At 60.9% G+C, this 16,795-nt stretch carries 16 protein-coding genes; 9 read left to right on the top strand and 7 right to left on the bottom strand.

Annotated elements, in window-relative coordinates:
* The first annotated feature begins 1 nt into the window (after nt 1).
* The 7 genes from LE190_RS14275 (at nt 2) to lpxC (ending at nt 7,050) form a co-directional block, all read left to right on the top strand.
* A complete protein-coding gene (locus LE190_RS14275; RefSeq protein WP_225239327.1) occupies nt 2–979 on the top strand; it encodes a D-alanine--D-alanine ligase in 978 nt (325 codons plus the stop codon).
* Between the two features lie 6 nt (nt 980–985).
* Complete coding sequence (locus tag LE190_RS14280; RefSeq protein WP_225239328.1) at nt 986–1,813, top strand: cell division protein FtsQ/DivIB; 828 nt, start codon at nt 986–988, stop codon at nt 1,811–1,813.
* Nucleotides 1,814–1,826: 13 nt separating this feature from the next.
* Nucleotides 1,827–3,059: a cell division protein FtsA gene (gene ftsA / locus LE190_RS14285; protein WP_225239329.1), complete on the top strand. Its 1,233-nt coding sequence runs from the start codon at nt 1,827–1,829 to the stop codon at nt 3,057–3,059.
* 191 nt (nt 3,060–3,250) lie between these two features.
* Nucleotides 3,251–4,447 carry a cell division protein FtsZ gene (ftsZ, locus tag LE190_RS14290; protein WP_225239330.1) on the top strand — a complete coding sequence of 399 codons (1,197 nt, stop codon included), beginning with the start codon at nt 3,251–3,253 and terminating at the stop codon, nt 4,445–4,447.
* Between the two features lie 163 nt (nt 4,448–4,610).
* Nucleotides 4,611–5,114: a peroxiredoxin gene (locus LE190_RS14295; RefSeq protein ID WP_225239331.1), complete on the top strand. Its 504-nt coding sequence runs from the start codon at nt 4,611–4,613 to the stop codon at nt 5,112–5,114.
* A gap of 63 nt (nt 5,115–5,177) precedes the next feature.
* The gene (locus tag LE190_RS14300) at nt 5,178–6,065 is read left to right on the top strand and encodes a DMT family transporter (RefSeq protein WP_225239332.1); all 888 of its coding nucleotides are present in this window, start codon (nt 5,178–5,180) and stop codon (nt 6,063–6,065) included.
* A gap of 49 nt (nt 6,066–6,114) precedes the next feature.
* Entirely contained in the window at nt 6,115–7,050 is a 936-nt protein-coding gene (gene lpxC / locus LE190_RS14305) for a UDP-3-O-acyl-N-acetylglucosamine deacetylase (protein WP_225239333.1), read from the top strand.
* A gap of 67 nt (nt 7,051–7,117) precedes the next feature.
* On the opposite strand, the gene LE190_RS14310 is transcribed toward lpxC, so the two are convergent.
* Entirely contained in the window at nt 7,118–7,585 is a 468-nt protein-coding gene (locus LE190_RS14310; protein ID WP_224946090.1) for a DciA family protein, read from the bottom strand.
* Nucleotides 7,586–7,847: 262 nt separating this feature from the next.
* Here LE190_RS14310 and secA point away from each other — a divergent pair, with 262 nt between their 5' ends.
* Nucleotides 7,848–10,631, top strand: coding sequence for a preprotein translocase subunit SecA (gene secA / locus LE190_RS14315; protein WP_225239334.1), 2,784 nt, complete (start codon nt 7,848–7,850; stop codon nt 10,629–10,631).
* Nucleotides 10,632–10,734: 103 nt separating this feature from the next.
* Here the strand turns inward: secA and LE190_RS14320 are convergent, their stop codons facing one another.
* Together LE190_RS14320 and LE190_RS14325 are read right to left on the bottom strand one after the other, a co-directional pair.
* The gene (locus tag LE190_RS14320; RefSeq protein ID WP_225239335.1) at nt 10,735–11,499 is read right to left on the bottom strand and encodes a type II secretion system protein; all 765 of its coding nucleotides are present in this window, start codon (nt 11,497–11,499) and stop codon (nt 10,735–10,737) included.
* A gap of 34 nt (nt 11,500–11,533) precedes the next feature.
* The gene (locus LE190_RS14325; RefSeq protein WP_225239336.1) at nt 11,534–12,193 is read right to left on the bottom strand and encodes a hypothetical protein; all 660 of its coding nucleotides are present in this window, start codon (nt 12,191–12,193) and stop codon (nt 11,534–11,536) included.
* Between the two features lie 335 nt (nt 12,194–12,528).
* On the opposite strand from LE190_RS14325, the gene LE190_RS14330 reads away from it, so the two are divergent.
* Nucleotides 12,529–13,185: a hypothetical protein gene (locus LE190_RS14330; RefSeq protein ID WP_225239337.1), complete on the top strand. Its 657-nt coding sequence runs from the start codon at nt 12,529–12,531 to the stop codon at nt 13,183–13,185.
* 471 nt (nt 13,186–13,656) lie between these two features.
* Here LE190_RS14330 and LE190_RS14335 read toward each other — a convergent pair whose 3' ends face one another.
* The 4 genes from LE190_RS14335 to LE190_RS14350 form a co-directional block, all read right to left on the bottom strand.
* Nucleotides 13,657–14,343: a type II secretion system GspH family protein gene (locus LE190_RS14335; protein WP_225239338.1), complete on the bottom strand. Its 687-nt coding sequence runs from the start codon at nt 14,341–14,343 to the stop codon at nt 13,657–13,659.
* A gap of 131 nt (nt 14,344–14,474) precedes the next feature.
* Nucleotides 14,475–15,128 carry a prepilin-type N-terminal cleavage/methylation domain-containing protein gene (locus LE190_RS14340; protein WP_225239339.1) on the bottom strand — a complete coding sequence of 218 codons (654 nt, stop codon included), beginning with the start codon at nt 15,126–15,128 and terminating at the stop codon, nt 14,475–14,477.
* 187 nt (nt 15,129–15,315) lie between these two features.
* On the bottom strand, nt 15,316–15,999 hold the full coding sequence (locus tag LE190_RS14345) for a hypothetical protein (RefSeq protein ID WP_225239340.1): 684 nt from the start codon (nt 15,997–15,999) through the stop codon (nt 15,316–15,318).
* Nucleotides 16,000–16,051: 52 nt separating this feature from the next.
* Nucleotides 16,052–16,783 carry a type II secretion system protein gene (locus LE190_RS14350; protein ID WP_225239341.1) on the bottom strand — a complete coding sequence of 244 codons (732 nt, stop codon included), beginning with the start codon at nt 16,781–16,783 and terminating at the stop codon, nt 16,052–16,054.
* Between the last annotated feature and the right edge of the window lie 12 nt (nt 16,784–16,795).

The following is a 16,795-nucleotide window of genomic DNA, read 5'->3' on the forward strand; positions in this document are numbered from 1 at the left end:
AGTGAACGTTTCAACGACCAAGGGCACCGCAAGCGTCGACCCGGCTTCCTTCGGGAAGGTGGGCGTGTTGTTCGGCGGCCGCTCCGCCGAGCGCGAGGTGTCGATCATGTCCGGCACCGGCGTGCTGGAAGCACTCAGGAGCCGCGGCGTGGACGCCCACCCGTTCGACCCGGGCACCCAGAGCCTGGCCGAACTGGCCGCGCAGGGCTTTGATCGCGTGTTCATCGCGCTGCACGGCCGCTACGGCGAAGACGGCAGCCTGCAGGGCGCGCTCGAGCAGCTCGGCATTCCCTACACCGGCAGCGGCGTGATGGCGTCCAGCGTCGGCATGGACAAGATCACCACCAAGAAGATCTGGAAGTTCGACCACATCCCGACCCCGGACTACATCGCGATCGAGCCGGGCACTGACCTGGACGAAGTGCTGGTCTCGCTCGGCCTGCCGCTGATCGTCAAGCCGCCGCTCGAGGGCTCGACCATCGGCATCACCAAGGTCAGCCAGGCCGAGGAACTGAAGGCCGCCGTGGAGCTGGCGGCCGGCTTCGACGCCGTGGTGCTGGCCGAGGAATTCGTCACCGGCCGCGAGTTCACCGTGGCCGTGCTGGGTACCGGCGCCAATGCGCGCGCGCTGCCGATCGTCGAGATCGTGGCCCCGGAAGGCAACTACGACTACCAGAATAAATACTTCACCGACGACACCCGGTACCACTGCCCGGCGCAGCTGGACCCGCTACTTTCCGAGGAAATCCAGCGCCACGCGGTGAACGCCTACCGCGCGCTCGGATGCGAGGGCTGGGGCCGGATCGACGTGCTGGTGCGCGAATCGGACATGCGTCCCTTCCTGCTCGAAGTGAACACCTCGCCCGGCATGACCTCGCACTCGCTGGTGCCGATGGCGGCGCGCGCGCTGGGGATCAGCTACGAAGACCTGTGCCTGGAGATCCTGGCATCGGCGCGCCTGAAGATGGCAAAGGTATAACGACGCATGTGGCATGACGTCCGGGCCCTGAATGCGACCGCCAGTTCCCTGGTGGCGCTGGTAGTGCTCGCCTGTATCGGTTCCGCCGTGTGGTGGGTGTCGCAGCGCCCCATGTTCTCGCTGCGCGCGGTGACGGTGGAAAGCATGTACGAGATTCCGCTGCGCCATGTGAACGAACTCACGGTGCGCAACGGGGTGGTCGGCAAGATCCGCGGGAATTTCTTTACCACCGACCTGGACCAGGTGCGCGCGACCTTCGAGACCGTACCCTGGGTGCGTCGCGCAACAGTGCGCCGCGAGTGGCCGAACGGCCTGATCGTCGAGGTGGAAGAGCACGAGGCGCTTGGCACCTGGGGCGAGGATGGCCGCCTGCTGTCGGTCAAGGGCGACGTGTTCACGGCCAACCTGGCCGAGGCCGACGACGACCACGAGCTGCCCGCCTTCGATGGCCCGCGCGGCAGCGAGAAGGATGTGCTGGCCCGCTTCACCGAGCTGCGCGCCCTGTTCGCGCCGGTCCAGCTGGTGCCGCAGGCGTTGTCGCTGTCCGAGCGCTATGCCTGGACCGTGAAGCTGGACAATGGCATGAGCGTGGCCCTGGGCCGCGAGCAAGACCGGGACACGCTGAAGAAGCGCGTGCAGCGGCTGGTGGGCGTCTACCCGCAGCTGGTCGCGCGGCTGCAGGAAGGGCGCATCGATACCATCGACATGCGCTATCCGAACGGCCTGGCGCTGTCGTCGGCGGCCCTGGCGGTGCCGGAGGACGCCACCAAGCCTGTGAAGCCGGCCAGGAAGAAACCGAATCAATCCACCAACAAAACAACCAAGCACACATAAGCAGGCAACAGCAATGACAAAAGACGCGAAGAACCTGATCGTCGGCCTCGACATCGGCACCTCGAAGGTGGTGGCGGTCGTGGCCGAAGTGATGTCCGACGGACGCCACGAGGTGATCGGCCTCGGTCAGCACGAGTCGAAAGGATTGAAGAAGGGCGTGGTCGTGAACATCGAGGCCACCGTCGAGTCGATCCAGCGCGCGCTCGAGGAAGCGGAGCTGATGGCCGACTGCAAGATCCGCAATGTCTATGCTGGCATCGCCGGCAGCCATATCCGTTCGTTCAATTCGAGCGGCATGGTGGCGATCAAGGACAAGGAGGTCACCGCCACCGACGTGGCGCGCGTGATCGAGACCGCCAAGGCGGTCAACATCCCGACCGACCAGCAATTGCTGCACACGGTGCCGCAAGAATTCATCGTCGACAACCAGGAAGACGTGCGCGAGCCGATCGGCATGAGCGGCATCCGCCTCGAAGTGCGCGTGCACATCGTCACCGGTGCGGTATCCGCGGTCCAGAATATTGTAAAGTGCGTGCGCCGTTGCGGGCTCGAGGTTTCCGACCTGATCCTGCAGCCGATTGCGTCGGCCGACGCCGTCCTGACGGTCGATGAAAAGGAACTGGGCGTGGTCCTGATCGACATCGGCGGCGGCACCACCGACATCGCCGTGTATTCGGACGGCGCGATCCGCCACACCGCGGTGCTGCCGATCGCCGGCGACCAGATCACCAGCGACATCGCGATGGCGCTGCGCACCCCGACCGGCGAAGCCGAGGACATCAAGATCCGCTACGGCGTGGCCAAGCAGGTGCTGGCCGATCCGGGCGAGACGCTCGAGGTGCCGGGCCTGGGCGACCGCGGACCGCGCGCCCTGTCGCGCCAGGCGCTGGCCGCCGTGATCGAGCCGCGCGTCGAGGAACTGTTCGCGATGGTGCACACGGTGGTGCGCGAATCCGGCTACGAGGGCGTGCTCTCGTCGGGCATCGTGCTTACCGGCGGCAGCTCGATCATGCCCGGCATGATCGAGATGGCCGAAGACATCTTCCTGAAGCCTGCGCGCCTGGGCACGCCGGACTACCGCGGCCAGCTGGCCGACGTCGTGCGCAGCCCACGCTACGCCACGGTGCTCGGCCTGCTGCTGGAAGCGAAGAAGCAGTACCTGCGCGGGCACATCGTGACGCGCCAGGACGGTTCGGTGAAGGCGGTCTGGCAGCGCATGAAGGAATGGATAGCGGGGAATTTCTGAAGCAGAAGCGGGGTAACAGCAGGGCAGGGAAGCAGGCAGGGCGCAGGGCACGAATTTTTTTAGTACGGCTGCAACAAAACGTTCACGGGTAAAGATTTTTTAAATACAATCGCTACTTCCGGTTTCACCGCGTTGCCAGGGGCCTGGCACCGTGCCGAAACGGGGCGGCATCTTGAATATTGGGAGTTCACATGGAGTTCGATATGGTCGATAACGCAGCACTGGGGACCGTTATCAAAGTTGTCGGCGTCGGCGGCGCTGGCGGCAACGCGGTTCAGCACATGATCAACAGGGGTGTGTCCGGTGTCGAGTTCATCGCCGCAAACACGGATGCGCAGGCGCTCGCGGTATCGAGCGCCAACAACATCATCCAGATCGGCGAGTCCGGCCTGGGCGCCGGCATGCGTCCGGAAGTGGGCCGCCAGCTGGCCGAGCAGTCGCGTTCGCGCATCGAGGATGCGCTGCGCGGCGCGCACATGGTCTTCATCGCCGCCGGCATGGGCGGCGGCACCGGCACCGGCGCCGCGCCGATCGTGGCCGAGGTGGCCAAGACCATGGGCGCGCTGACCGTGGCCGTGGTCTCCAAGCCGTTCTCCTACGAAGGCGACAAGTGCATGCAGGTCGCCGAGGCGGGCCTGGAAGAACTGACCAAGCACGTCGATTCCCTGATCGTCATCCTGAACGAAAAGCTGGAAGACATCTACGAAGACGAATCGATGCTGGACTGGATGAAGCACGCCGACGACGTCCTGAACAACGCCGTCGCCGGTATCGCCGAGATCATCAACGTGCCGGGCCACATCAACGTCGACTTCAACGACGTGAAGACCATCATGAGCGAGCAGGGCAAGGCCATGATGGGCACCGCGACCGCCTCGGGCGTGGACCGCGCGCGCATCGCCGCCGAGCAGGCCGTGGCGTCGCCGCTGCTGGACGGCATCGACCTGTCGGGCGCCAAGGGCGTGCTGGTCAACGTCACCGCCTCGCGCGGCCTGAAGGGCAAGGAGATCAAGGAAGTGATGGCCGCCGTGCGCGCGTTCGCCGCACCGGACGCCTCGATCGCACAGGGCATCGCCTACGACGAGTCGATGGGCGACGAGCTGCGCGTGACCGTGGTCGCGACCGGCCTGGGCAAGAACAAGAAGATGCAGCTGGTGCAGCCGCAGCAGATGCTCAAGACCGGTACCTACAATGCCCCGATGATGGCAGGCGCCACCACCGTGGCGGGCGGCCTGACCATGGGCCAGGCCGGCGGCGACGCCATGGGCGGCATGAAGCAGCCGGCCGTGTGGCGCCGCGAGCAGGCCTCCGAGCAGGTGCAGGCGATGCAGCGCAACGGCGTCGAGACCTACGACATCCCGGCCTTCCTGCGCAAGCAAGCCGACTGAGTCGTCCCGACCGGACTCCCGAAGGCCAGCGCGAGCTGGCCTTTTCCGTTGGCGGCGCCGCGTGAATCGTGGCTGAAGCCGCGCGACGAGCGGCCTTTCTGCAGACCGGGTCCACATCGGCGATAATTGCCGGATTCTCAAAACACAACAAGGAGTACACCCCATGAGCATCCAGATCGGCGAGCGCCTGCCGGAAGGCACCCTGTCGGAATTCATCGAGACCGAGACCGCAGGCTGCTCGCTCGGCCCGAACAGCTTCCAGGTCACCGAACTCGCCAAGGGCAAGAAGATCGTGATCTTCGGCCTGCCGGGCGCCTTCACCCCGACCTGCTCGGCCCAGCACGTGCCGGGCTACGTGAAGCACGCCGAGGCCCTCAAGGCCAAGGGCGTGGACGAGATCTGGTGCATCTCGGTGAACGACGCCTTCGTGATGGGCGCCTGGGGCCGCGACCAGAAAGCCACCGGCATCGTGCGCATGATGGCCGACGGTAACGGCGACTATTCGAAGGCCCTGGGCCTGGACGCCGACTTCTCGAAGCACGGCATGGGCACCCGCTGCAAGCGCTACTCGATGCTGGTCGAAGACGGCGTGGTCAAGGCGCTGAACGTGGAAACCAGCGGCTTCGAAGTCTCGAGCGCCGAGAAGATGCTGGAACAGCTGGGCTGATTCCCCGCACCACTGCAAACGGCGCCGCGGCGCCGTTTTTTTGTCCTTGAACGTTTGATCGCCATGCTCCTGAAACGACCCGCCGGCAATCTGTACAGCATCTATGCGATGGTGCTGGCCGTGTTCATGTTCGCGCTGATGGACACGGTGATGAAGATGCTGTCCCAGCGCTACCCGGCGATCCAGGTAGCCGCGCTGCGCTCGCTTACCTCGCTGCCTCTGGTGGCGCTCTATGTCGGCGTCAAAGCCGGCTATGGCGGCGTGTTCCGCATCCGCTGGCCGCTGCACATCCTGCGCGCGGTGCTCGGCATCGCGATGCTGGCCTTCTTCGCCTTCGGCATCCGCCAGCTGTCGCTGGCCGAGGCCTATACGATCTTCTTTATCGCGCCCGCCCTCATCACGGCGCTCTCGGTGTGGTTCCTGAAGGAGCGCGTCGACCGGGCGCGCTGGATCGCCATCGGCGTCGGCCTGTGCGGCGTGCTGGTGGTGCTGCGCCCGAGCGGCGCGGGTTTCCTGACCATCGGCGGCCTGGCGGTGCTGGGGGCGGCCGCGATGTACGCGATCTCGGCGATCACGGTGGGCGTCCTGGCGCGCACCGACCGCAGCGAATACATGGTGTTCTGGCTGATGCTCATGATGGCGATCGGCGCCAGCGTGCTGGCCGCGCCCGGCTGGGTGGGGATGCGCAAGGGCGACCTGCCGCTGCTGCTGGCGCTGGCGGTCACCGGTTTCATCGGCCAGCTGGCGATCACCGAAGCCTTCGCCCGGGGCGATGCCTCGAGCGTCGCGCCTTTCGAATACACGGCCCTGGCCTGGGCGGTTGGCCTCGACTGGCTGCTGTGGCACACCCTGCCCGATGGCTGGACCGTGGCGGGCGCCGCGATCATCATCGGCAGCGGCCTGTATCTGATCCGCCACGAAAAAGTGCACGTCGAATCGGACCACCCCTAGTGTGCGGCAGGCGTCAGCGGGGCCGGGGGCGCTGGGCTATAATCGGCGGATGCTGAAACAACGAACCATCAAACAGGTCGTGCGCACCACCGGTGTGGGCGTGCACTCGGGCACCAAGGTCGAACTGACCCTGCGTCCGGCCCCGCCCGGCGCCGGCATCACCTTCCGCCGTGTCGACTACGACCCGGTCGTGGCCATCCCGAGCGCGGCCGACGTGGTCGGCGAGACCCGCATGGCCACCGTCCTGATCAAGGACGGGGCGCGCGTGTCCACCGTCGAACACCTGATGTCGGCCTGCGCCGGCCTCGGCATCGACAACCTGACCGTGGACGTGACGGCCGAGGAAATCCCGATCATGGACGGCTCGGCCGCCTCCTTCGTGTTCCTGCTGCAGCAGGCCGGCCTGGAAGAGCAGGATGCGCCGAAGCGTTTCATCCGCGTGCTGAAGGACGTCGAGATCCGCCAGGGCAGCGGCAGCAACGAGAAGTGGGCGCGCCTGTCGCCCTATGATGGCTTCAAGCTCGACTTCTTCATCGAATTCAACCACCCGGCGGTGGACGGCACCATGCAGCGCGCCGCCGTCGATTTCGGCGACGTCTCCTATGTGCACGACGTGGCGCGCGCGCGCACCTTCGGCTTCATGCAGGACGTGGAAACCCTGCGCGGCCTGGGCCTGGCGCGCGGCGGTTCGCTGGAAAACGCGATCGTGATGGACGAATACCGCATCCTGAACGCGGACGGCCTGCGCTACGAGGACGAATTCGTGCGCCACAAGATCCTGGACGCGATCGGCGACCTGTACATCGTCGGCCATCCGCTGCTGGCCAGCTACACGGCCCACAAGTCGGGCCATGCGCTGAACAACGAGCTGCTGCGCAAGCTGCTGGCGACGCCCGATGCCTACGAGTGGGTGGAGTTCGATTCCTTGAGCGAGGCGCCGCCGTCCTACCTGCGGCAAATGACGCGCGAATGGGCGCAGATGTAAGACGCGGCGCGCATCCAAGGGTGCCAAGGCAGGGCGGCGCAGGAACCGGCCGCCGGCTGCCGCGGCGCTAGCGGCGTTTTTCGGCCAGCCGGCGCAGGGCGGCCACCAGATCCTTGTTCTGGCTGCTGTCGTCCAGCGATTCCGCCAGTTCCTCGAAAGCCTGCACCGCCGTCGTCGGCAGTGCCAGGACGCGCGGCTGCGGCTTGTCTTCGGCCATGGCGCGCGCCACCTGTACCTTCAGCTTCACCGTCTCCACCGCCCAGCCGCGCTGCGCCAGCGCGGACTGCAGCTTGGGCAGCATCTGCTTCATGCGCGCGGCCACCGCGGAACTCGGCACGGCCAGCACCAGCACTCCGTCCTGGAAAGAGATCACGTCGGTATTGCCGGCCATGACAGGCAGGATGGCGGCGCAGTCGGACTGCAGCCGGGCCATGCGCATCGCGGCCGGCAGCAGGCTGGCCATGCGTTCGTTCTTGCGCAGGAAGTCGGTCGCGACGATCGAGGTCTGGCGGTTTTTGGTACCGTAGATATGCACTGCGGAAAAGAAGAAAGGAAACAGGGGAAGCGAATGCCGCCAACATACCATATGCGCGGGCGGCATGCAGGAGAAGCGTGGGGCTTGGTGCAATTTGATAACATTTTACTGTCCAGCAGGCTTGTTATCCTGCCCATTGCCCCCAAGTGTGGCCGGATCGCATGATAAAATCAGTAGCTTTTTGCCATAGGCGGTCTGCGGTGGGTAGTATGTACTAGTCACCCCTGGCTCTTTTTGCGGCGTAATTTTCTAGAACACAGCAATGTCATTCCTGACCCAGATTTTCGGCAGCCGTAACCAGCGACTGCTCAAGCAATACCAAAAGACCGTGCGCCAGATCAACGCGCTCGAGCCCCAGATGGAAAAGCTGTCGGACGCCGAACTCCAGGCCAAGACGCCGGAATTCAAGGACCGCCTGGCCAAGGGCGCGACCCTCGACGACATCCTGCCGGAAGCCTTCGCGGTCTGCCGCGAAGCAGCCAGGCGCGTGCTCAAGATGCGCCACTTCGACGTGCAGCTGATCGGCGGCATGGTCCTGCACCAGGGCAAGATCGCGGAAATGGGCACCGGCGAGGGCAAGACCCTGATGGCGACCCTGCCGGTCTACCTGAACGGCCTGTCGGGCAAGGGCGTTCACGTCATCACCGTCAACGACTACCTGGCCCAGCGCGATGCGGAATCGATGGGCCGCCTGTACAGCTGGCTGGGCCTGTCCACCGGCGTCAACCTGTCTCAACTCGACCACGACAGCAAGCAGACCGCCTACGCCTCGGACATCACCTACGGCACGAATAACGAATTCGGCTTCGACTACCTGCGCGACAACATGGTCTACGACGTGCGCGAACGCGTGCAGCGCAGCTTGAATTTCGCGGTGGTCGACGAGGTCGACTCGATCCTGATCGACGAAGCCCGCACTCCCTTGATCATCTCCGGCCAGGCCGAGAACCACACCGACCTGTACCACCGCCTGAACGACCTGCCGCCGCTGCTGACGCTGCAGGTCGGCGAAGAGACGCCGGACGGCAAGGGCAAGATCGAAGTCCCGGGCGACTACACCAAGGACGAGAAAGCGCACACCGTGCTGCTGACGGAGGCCGGCCACGAGAAGGCGGAAAGCATCCTGACCCAGTGGGGCCTGCTGCCGGAAGGCGCTTCGCTGTACGACGCCGCCAACATCACCCTGATCCACCACCTGTACGCGGCGCTGCGCGCCCACGTCCTGTACCACAAGGACCAGCACTACGTGGTGCAGAACGGCGAAGTGGTGATCGTCGACGAATTTACCGGCCGCCTGATGACGGGCCGCCGATGGTCGGACGGCCTGCACCAGGCCGTGGAAGCCAAGGAAGGCGTGCGCATCCAGAACGAGAACCAGACCCTGGCCTCGATCACCTTCCAGAACTACTTCCGCATGTACGGCAAGCTGGCCGGCATGACCGGTACCGCCGACACCGAAGCCTACGAATTCCAGGAGATCTATGGCCTGGAAACCGTGGTCGTCCCGCCGAACAAGCCTTCGCAGCGCAAGGACCGCCAGGACCAGGTCTACAAGTCGGCCGAAGAGAAGTACAACGCGATGTTGAACGACATCCGTGACTGCTACGAGCGCGGCCAGCCGGTGCTGGTCGGTACCACCTCGATCGAGAACTCGGAACTGCTGTCGGGCATCCTGAACCAGGCCAAGCTGCCGCACAACGTGCTCAATGCGAAGCAGCACGCGCGCGAAGCGGAAATCATCGCCCAGGCCGGCCGTCCGAAGATGATCACCATCGCCACCAACATGGCGGGCCGCGGTACCGACATCGTTTTGGGCGGCAACGTCGAGAAGCAGATCCAGCTGATCGAATCCAACGCCGAACTGCTTGAGGCCGACAAGGCCGCGCAGGCCAAGACCCTGCGCGACGAATGGCAGTCGCTGCACGACCACGTGGTGGGCGCGGGCGGCCTGCACATCATCGGCACCGAGCGCCACGAATCGCGCCGGGTCGACAACCAGCTGCGCGGCCGTTCCGGCCGCCAGGGCGACCCGGGTTCTTCGCGCTTCTACCTGTGCCTGGACGACCCGCTGCTGCGCATCTTCGCCGGCGACCGCGTGCGCGCGATCATGGACCGCCTGAAGATGCCGGAAGGCGAACCGATCGAAGCGGGCATCGTGACCCGCTCGATCGAGACCGCCCAGCGCAAGGTCGAGGCCCGCAACTTCGACATCCGCAAGCAGCTGCTCGAGTACGACGACGTCGCCAACGACCAGCGCAAGGTGATCTACACCCAGCGTAACGAGCTGCTGGAATCGGTCGACATGGCCGAGCTGATCGCCTCGCTGCGCGTGGGCGTGTTCACCGACCTCGTGCGCGAATACGTGCCGGCCGAATCGGTGGAAGAGCAGTGGGACATCAAGTCGCTGGAATCGGTGCTGTCGGCCGAGTGGGCGCTGGACGTGCCGCTGCAGAAGATGCTGGCCGAGGATCCGAACCTGAACGACGACGACATCCTGGAGCGCGTCCTGAAGGCGGCCGAGACCTCGTACAACGCCAAGGTGGAAGTGGTGGGCCGCGAATCCTTCGGCGGCTTCGAACGCAATGTCATGCTGCAGAGCCTGGACACCCACTGGCGCGAGCACCTGGCGGCACTGGATCACCTGCGCCAGGGCATCCACCTGCGCGGCTATGCACAGAAGAACCCGAAGCAGGAGTACAAGCGCGAAGCCTTCGAACTGTTCAGCGGCATGCTGGACCGGATCAAGAACGAAGTGATCCGCACCGTGATGACGGTCCGCATCCAGACCCGCGAGGAAGTCGAGGCGGCCGAGGCGGCGATGGCGGCCCAGGCGGCGCACCTGGAAAACCTCAATTTCCAGCACGCCGACTTCAACCCGTCGGCGGCGCCGGAAGAGCTGCTCAACCCGAATCCGGTGCGTAGCGACGCGGCGGCGGTGGCGGCGGAAGACCACAGCAGCTACATGGGTGTGAAGGTCGGACGCAACGATCCTTGCCCGTGCGGGAGCGGGAAGAAGTTCAAGCAGTGCCACGGAAGGCTGGCTTGACTGCCCAGCTAGCGGACAAAAGCGTCCGGAGATGATCCGGCCGCTTTTTTATTTGGTCAGGACGATCGACAAAAACGAGAGTATCAAACAGGAAGGCAGGATTTTAAAAAGCCGTGCAGACCGTATATCGCTTCTCGTTGTCATAGGGAGTCGCTTGGGTCGCGGTCTTGACAGGTCTGTTATTCGTTTCAGCTGCCGCCCACATCATGCCCGACTCGGCGTCGCCGTCATCGACTTCTGCATCCATCATGCGCGCAAGCTTGCCAGGGATCGTGGACGAGCAGACGTTATACTGTGCCGAGATACCAGGCGGACGCGTAGGCATGTTCTTGGTTGAACTAATGCCCAAAACGCCTTTCACCGCATTAAAGGCGCCAAAATACCTGGGATCCCCTGTGGCCAGGCCGGCCCTGCGCACATGATGCCAGAACAGCGCTTCTTCGTGCTGGACCAGTCCGGAATTCGGGAAGTCCATGTGATAGCCCCACCAGTCTGACGATGTCGTTCCGTCGATCAGTGCATTGTTGGCACTGCCAACGTACCAGTCGGATCCAACCGTATTGGGGAATCTGTTCTGGGCAGTGCCGTCGTCGCCCGGGACTCTGCCGAACTGTTCTCGATAAGCGTACAGCATGTGTTTGACATCGTCCATTTCTCCGAGCAATGCTTTCACGGTTGCCCTCTCGACGAACTGGTTGGCCGAAATCACCGCGCCCATCAGGAACGCGACGATCGCCAGGACGATCATGGTCTCAAACAATGTCATGCCAGCTTGTCGTTTCATATTGCTTACCCCTGCTTGATCGAAGTTAAGCGTCGCAGTCAGGCCCGGAGGAGTATCAGAAAACACATGGGCCCTGTGCAGCATCTGCGTTGATCCTTTCGTTCGGCCCTGATCGAGCCTAGAAGGCCATGCAGACGCTGTAGCGCGCGCTGTTTTCATAAGGGGTCGGCAATGTAGGTGCGGTGATTGGCGTTGAAGCAGTTTCGGAAGCTGCCCACATGATGCCGCTGGTCGCGTCACCGTCGTCCGCCTCTTCGTCCATCATCCGTGCCAGCTTTCCGGGAATTGCCGAGGAGCACACATTAAATGGTCCTGAAGCGTCACCCGGTCGGGTGGGGATACGCGAAGTGGAGGTGACGCCCAGACGGCCGCGGACGGCATTGAATGCTCCCAGATAGGACGGTTCACCACGGGCAAGACCGGCCATGCGTACGTGCTGCCAAAAGAGTCCCGACTCCAGTGTCGAATCGTTCGAATTGGTGCTGTGCGAACTCCACTGGTCCGCGCCATCGATGAGGCCGTTGTCCCCAAATTCGCTGGATGCCGATTTCGTTCCAGGCACGTGCGTGCTTGCGCGCCAATCATCGCCTGGAACCGCACGATAACGGTCGCGGTAGGCATGCATCACGTGTTTGACTTCCTGCATTTCGCCGAGCAGTCTTTTGGCCGTGGACCGATCTAAAAACTGATTTACTGAAAATATGGTCCCTATCACGAAAGAAATGGTAGCGAGCGCGCATGCCATTTCGAATAGCGTTAGGCCTGTTTGATTCTTCATTGTCCGCTGCCTCGTTCAATTCTCTTCGCGGGACATCGAGTGGCGTTTGTCTGGTTACTTTACTTGTTGGCCCATGTACGTTTCTCATCCTGCGAGAATATTCACGAGCAGATTTTTTCTTCTTACAAAGTACATGCCCCTGAAAGGGATCTTATATTGAAAACGGGTAAAAAAATTGATGTAAAGCAACTATCGGCGAGATATATAGGATACTGTCTATTGATATGATCGCAGGAGGTCCAGTGAGTCTCCTTAAATGCTCTGCAAAAAAAATGATGTTAGTGCAATAACAAAATTTCAAGCCAATATGAAAACCAAGAACAGAAAGGCTGGTAATGTATAAGCAATCTGGGATCAGCCTGTTTAGCACAATGCTCACATTGGCCATTGTTGTGTTACTAACTGGCGCCGTTGTCGTCGGACAGGACCGGCTGGTAGAGAAATGGACGGCGAGGGCACTGGTTTCAGAGATGCAGGATGTTGGGATGATGTTGTATCAATTCCGAGATAGGTATGCAGCAATTCCTGGAGATGATGTGCAGGCAAAGGAGCATGTCGGTGGAAGGAATGCTGGCGCTCAAGGGGGCGATAACCTAATCGATGCCGAGGGACTCTCGCAATGGAGTACCAATGAGCTGGATAACAGCGCCCATGAACCTGGGCTCTTCTGGCAACATGTCAGAAGAGCCAGGCTGGATGTTGGGGCTCCCATTGCCTCGGTAGAGTACAACGCTGTCCAGGGACGATTAGGAGTCACCTCAGGCACGAATATACCGACGAGGCCAGCGGGCGTGCGTGGAGACTATAGTGTTTGCTCGAGCAGGATTGGCGGAAGCGTGGCAAGGATGATGGATGCCGAAGTCGACGATGGCAACGCCACTGCCGGCAAGATGTGGGCTGCGGAGGAAGAGGGGCGAGGATCTGTTTCTTCAGCTAAAGCTCCCACTCCATATGAAAATGGGAAGCGATATACTGTCTGCATGGCATTTTAATCCTGGTCGGAGATTTGAGCCTGGAAAATAGCTCATCGTCAATGATATGGCATGCAGCCTACTGCTGGCTGCCGGAGTGCGCCAGAAAGAGCCTAGAATCGATTGTCGACTTCGAGCACGTGTCCGCTTCGCTGCACTCCAAACGTGTAATGCACGTGGACTCAAGCCAAAACAGACGGCGAACACGACATGGTGACCGATGTGAATTGGCACGCGTTCAGTCAGGGAAGGGTAGGAGTACGCTCTCGCCGGATACTCAACAATGGGAAAAGAGCTGCATCACAGGAAAACGTGCTGATGCCGAATGCGTGTACACCAGCCCGGCGCAGGATTGGATCGTGCATGGCACTGCGCCGCCCAGCATGATTGTTTCAACGTGCGCTGTACGGCGCCCATTGACAGGCTGAACTTAATCACCGCACTGTGGAATGACGATAATTTTCGTTACAGTCGACTGCGGCCTGAAATACTTCAGAAAGCCATGCAGATTGTGTAGCGTTTGCCCGATTGGTAGGGGGTCGGTTCGGTTGGAGTGATCACCCCAAAATAATTGGTCTGAAGTGCTCCCCATACTTTTCCCGTCGTGGCATTACCGTCGTCTAACTGAGAGTCGACCATCGCGGCAAGGTCACCGGTGAGTCCTGAGGTACATGCGGAGTACAGTCCGGGAATGCCTGCTGGCCTGGTCGGAATATCTTTGGTAGACGTGATGCCGATGCGTCCGCCCACTGCGTTGGTCCCGTACGGAACCATCGGATCACCTGGCGCGAGTCCGGCAAGGCGAACGTGGTACCAGAAGAGTGAGGACTCCTGCAACTCGTGGACGTAATATCCTGTCCAACCTTGAGAATAAGATATTATCAAGCCGTCATCACCCACAGCGGGAGAATTGACGCAAAGGTTCCAGCATGCCCTCAATGCATTCTTGTCCAAATGTATATGAGCGTTCGTGTCGTCCCCCGGGATTGCTGAATAACGTTCACGATAGGCGATGAGCATGTCCTGAACGTTGACCAGTTCATTTGCAAGTTTCTTCGCAGTGCCTGTTTGAATCATGCCATAACCTTGTATCACCGAGCCCGTGAGCAAGGCGAACAAGGCGAGCACGATCGTAAATTCAAAGATGCTCAGCCCTCCCTGTTTTTGCCTCCGACGCATGTTTATCCCTCTCAACCGACGATCAATGAAGAGTCGCTTGATGCCAAGCTTCAGGCGTTGTATTTAATATCTGGAAATCCGACTTGGAAGCGTTATCGCCATTGGCATACGCACCAACTCCATACAATCATTTAGATCGCCAGACAAACGGTAAACAGGGCGCCGTCTTCATACGCTACTGCTGCGGTTGGCTTTTCGATTGCGACACCGGTTTCTTTTGCCGCAAAGACCTGGCCAGTCGTGGCGATCTGGTCGTCGAGAGCGATATCCACGGCACGCGCCAATCGGCCAGGGATATTGCCCGAGCAGATGAAGTACTGTCCAACGACGCCGGCAGGAGAGTTCACGCGGTCCCCGTTTGAAGTAATGCCCAACGGGCCACCCACCACATTGCGCGCTCTTCCGGAGTTAGCAGTGCCCGTTGCCATGCCGGCGAGACGGACGTGCTGCCAGAACAAGGAGGCTTCGTTGGCTGCGGTTGGCAGGTCGGCGCCGGTCCACCCTCCATCAATTTTCTCGTCGCCTGGCTTACTGGTTGACACGGTTGCGTTCGGGTGGTGATCTACCGCGAATGCATCGTCGCCAGGGGTCGCTTTGAAGATGTCCTTGTACGAATTGGTCATTGTCCAGACCGCCCTGAATTCATTGACGAGCGCCTTCGCCTTTGCATTTTCGATCATCGACTGCCCCTTCAGGACGCCCCCAAGCAGCAAGCCGATAATGACCAAGACGATTGAGATTTCAACCAACGTGAACCCAGACTCCTTGTGCTTGCCAGCTTCCATGATACCTCCTGAGATGACGAGTGGAAATTAATGTTGACGTACTGAAAGATATCATTGGATGGAAATGCCGCAAGATGTCTAAGTTACTTACGCAGGGAAATATTAAAAGCGAGGAACAGCTGAAGCAGCATCAACGATAGGGTTTGAATTTGCTCAAAAGTAATATTGTGGCGTCCTTCGATAGCACCTAGAACGCCATGCAGACCGTGAACGTCTGGAAGGGAGAATACGGCTGGGTAGGCGTCGGTTTGGTAATATGCCGAAGGTTTATTTCCGGCGCGGCCCATACCTGCCCCTTGCTTGCGTTTCCGTCGTCGATATGGCCATCCATCGCCGCTGCAATCGCTCCCTGGATCCTCGATGTACAAACAGCGTGGAGTCCTCTCGTACCCGGTGGACGCGTCGGGAGATTGGCGTCCGAGGTGACGCCTATGCGCCCACCCACCGCGTTAAACGCGTCGGGCTTGGTCGGATCCCCTTTGGCCAGCCCAGCAAGACGTACATGTTGCCAAAACATTCTCGGTTCGCGATCACCGATCCAATTCCCTTCAATACGGCCGTCTCCAGAGCGGTAAAAATATGGACCGTAACCGGGAAAGGCGTTCTCCGCACCTGGGAGGTAATTGGAAGCGTTTGCATCATCTCCCGGGATTGCGCCGTAGCGTTCCGAATAGTGGTGCACCATATCCCTGACCTCATACATTTCGGCGACCAGCTTGCGTGCAGTGAATTTGGTGGAAAATTCGCGCACGGATATCAGTGATCCGAACAATATGGATGAAGCGAGAAGCACCATCGTCAGTTGTAACAGGCTGAATCCCGACTGCGCCGTGTGGCACCTATATTGGAGGAATATACTTTCCTGATTCATGTCCTCACCCGCGCGATGCATGAGACGGCTCGCGATGAATTTGAAGGAATATCTATTGGAATGCCATGCAGACGGTAAACGTTTCATTGTCCAGATAGGGAGTTGGCGCTACGTTCGTCCTGATTGGTGCGCCTTTCTCCATCCCTGCCCAGACGGTTCCCGTTTTGGCATTGCCGTCATCAAGTTCCTGATCCACCATTCGGGCAATCTGTCCAGGTATGGTCGATGAACAAACGCTGTATAGCCCAGGAATATCAGCGGGCCTGGCCGGCATGGCGCTGCGGTCGGAACTGACTCCGATCATGCCCCCGACGGCATTCAGCGGAGGACTACTAAATGGATTGCCAGGTACCAGTCCCGCCAGGCGAACATGATTCCAGAATTTGTCCGATTCCCAGGCAATGTCGCCATAGGTCGTCCAGCTACCGTGTATCAATCCGTTTCCGCCACCGTTTGTTGAAAGCCCGGAGAAGGCTGAAGGTATACCGCCTGGCAGGTGAAGATCTGCATCCTTATCGTCCCCCGGGACGGCCTTGTATTTTTCACGATACATATAAACAGCGTCGACCAGGTGTTGCATTTCGCTCGCCAGTTTCTGCGCCAATGCTTTTTCCCTTAGCGTCTGAGCAAACTGTATGGAGCCGAATGTCAAGGAAATGATCAGAATCACCATGGCGAACTCAAAGGTGGTCATGCCATAAACGCGCGACTTATTTTTCAAGCGCGTAGCTGAGCTGGTTCCCCCGCAAAGCGAAGAAGTTCCATATTTGAGGTTTCCTGTCATATCGTCTTCGAC

The organism is Massilia hydrophila, assembly GCF_020208145.1.
GTDB lineage: Bacteria > Pseudomonadota > Gammaproteobacteria > Burkholderiales > Burkholderiaceae_D > Telluria > Telluria hydrophila.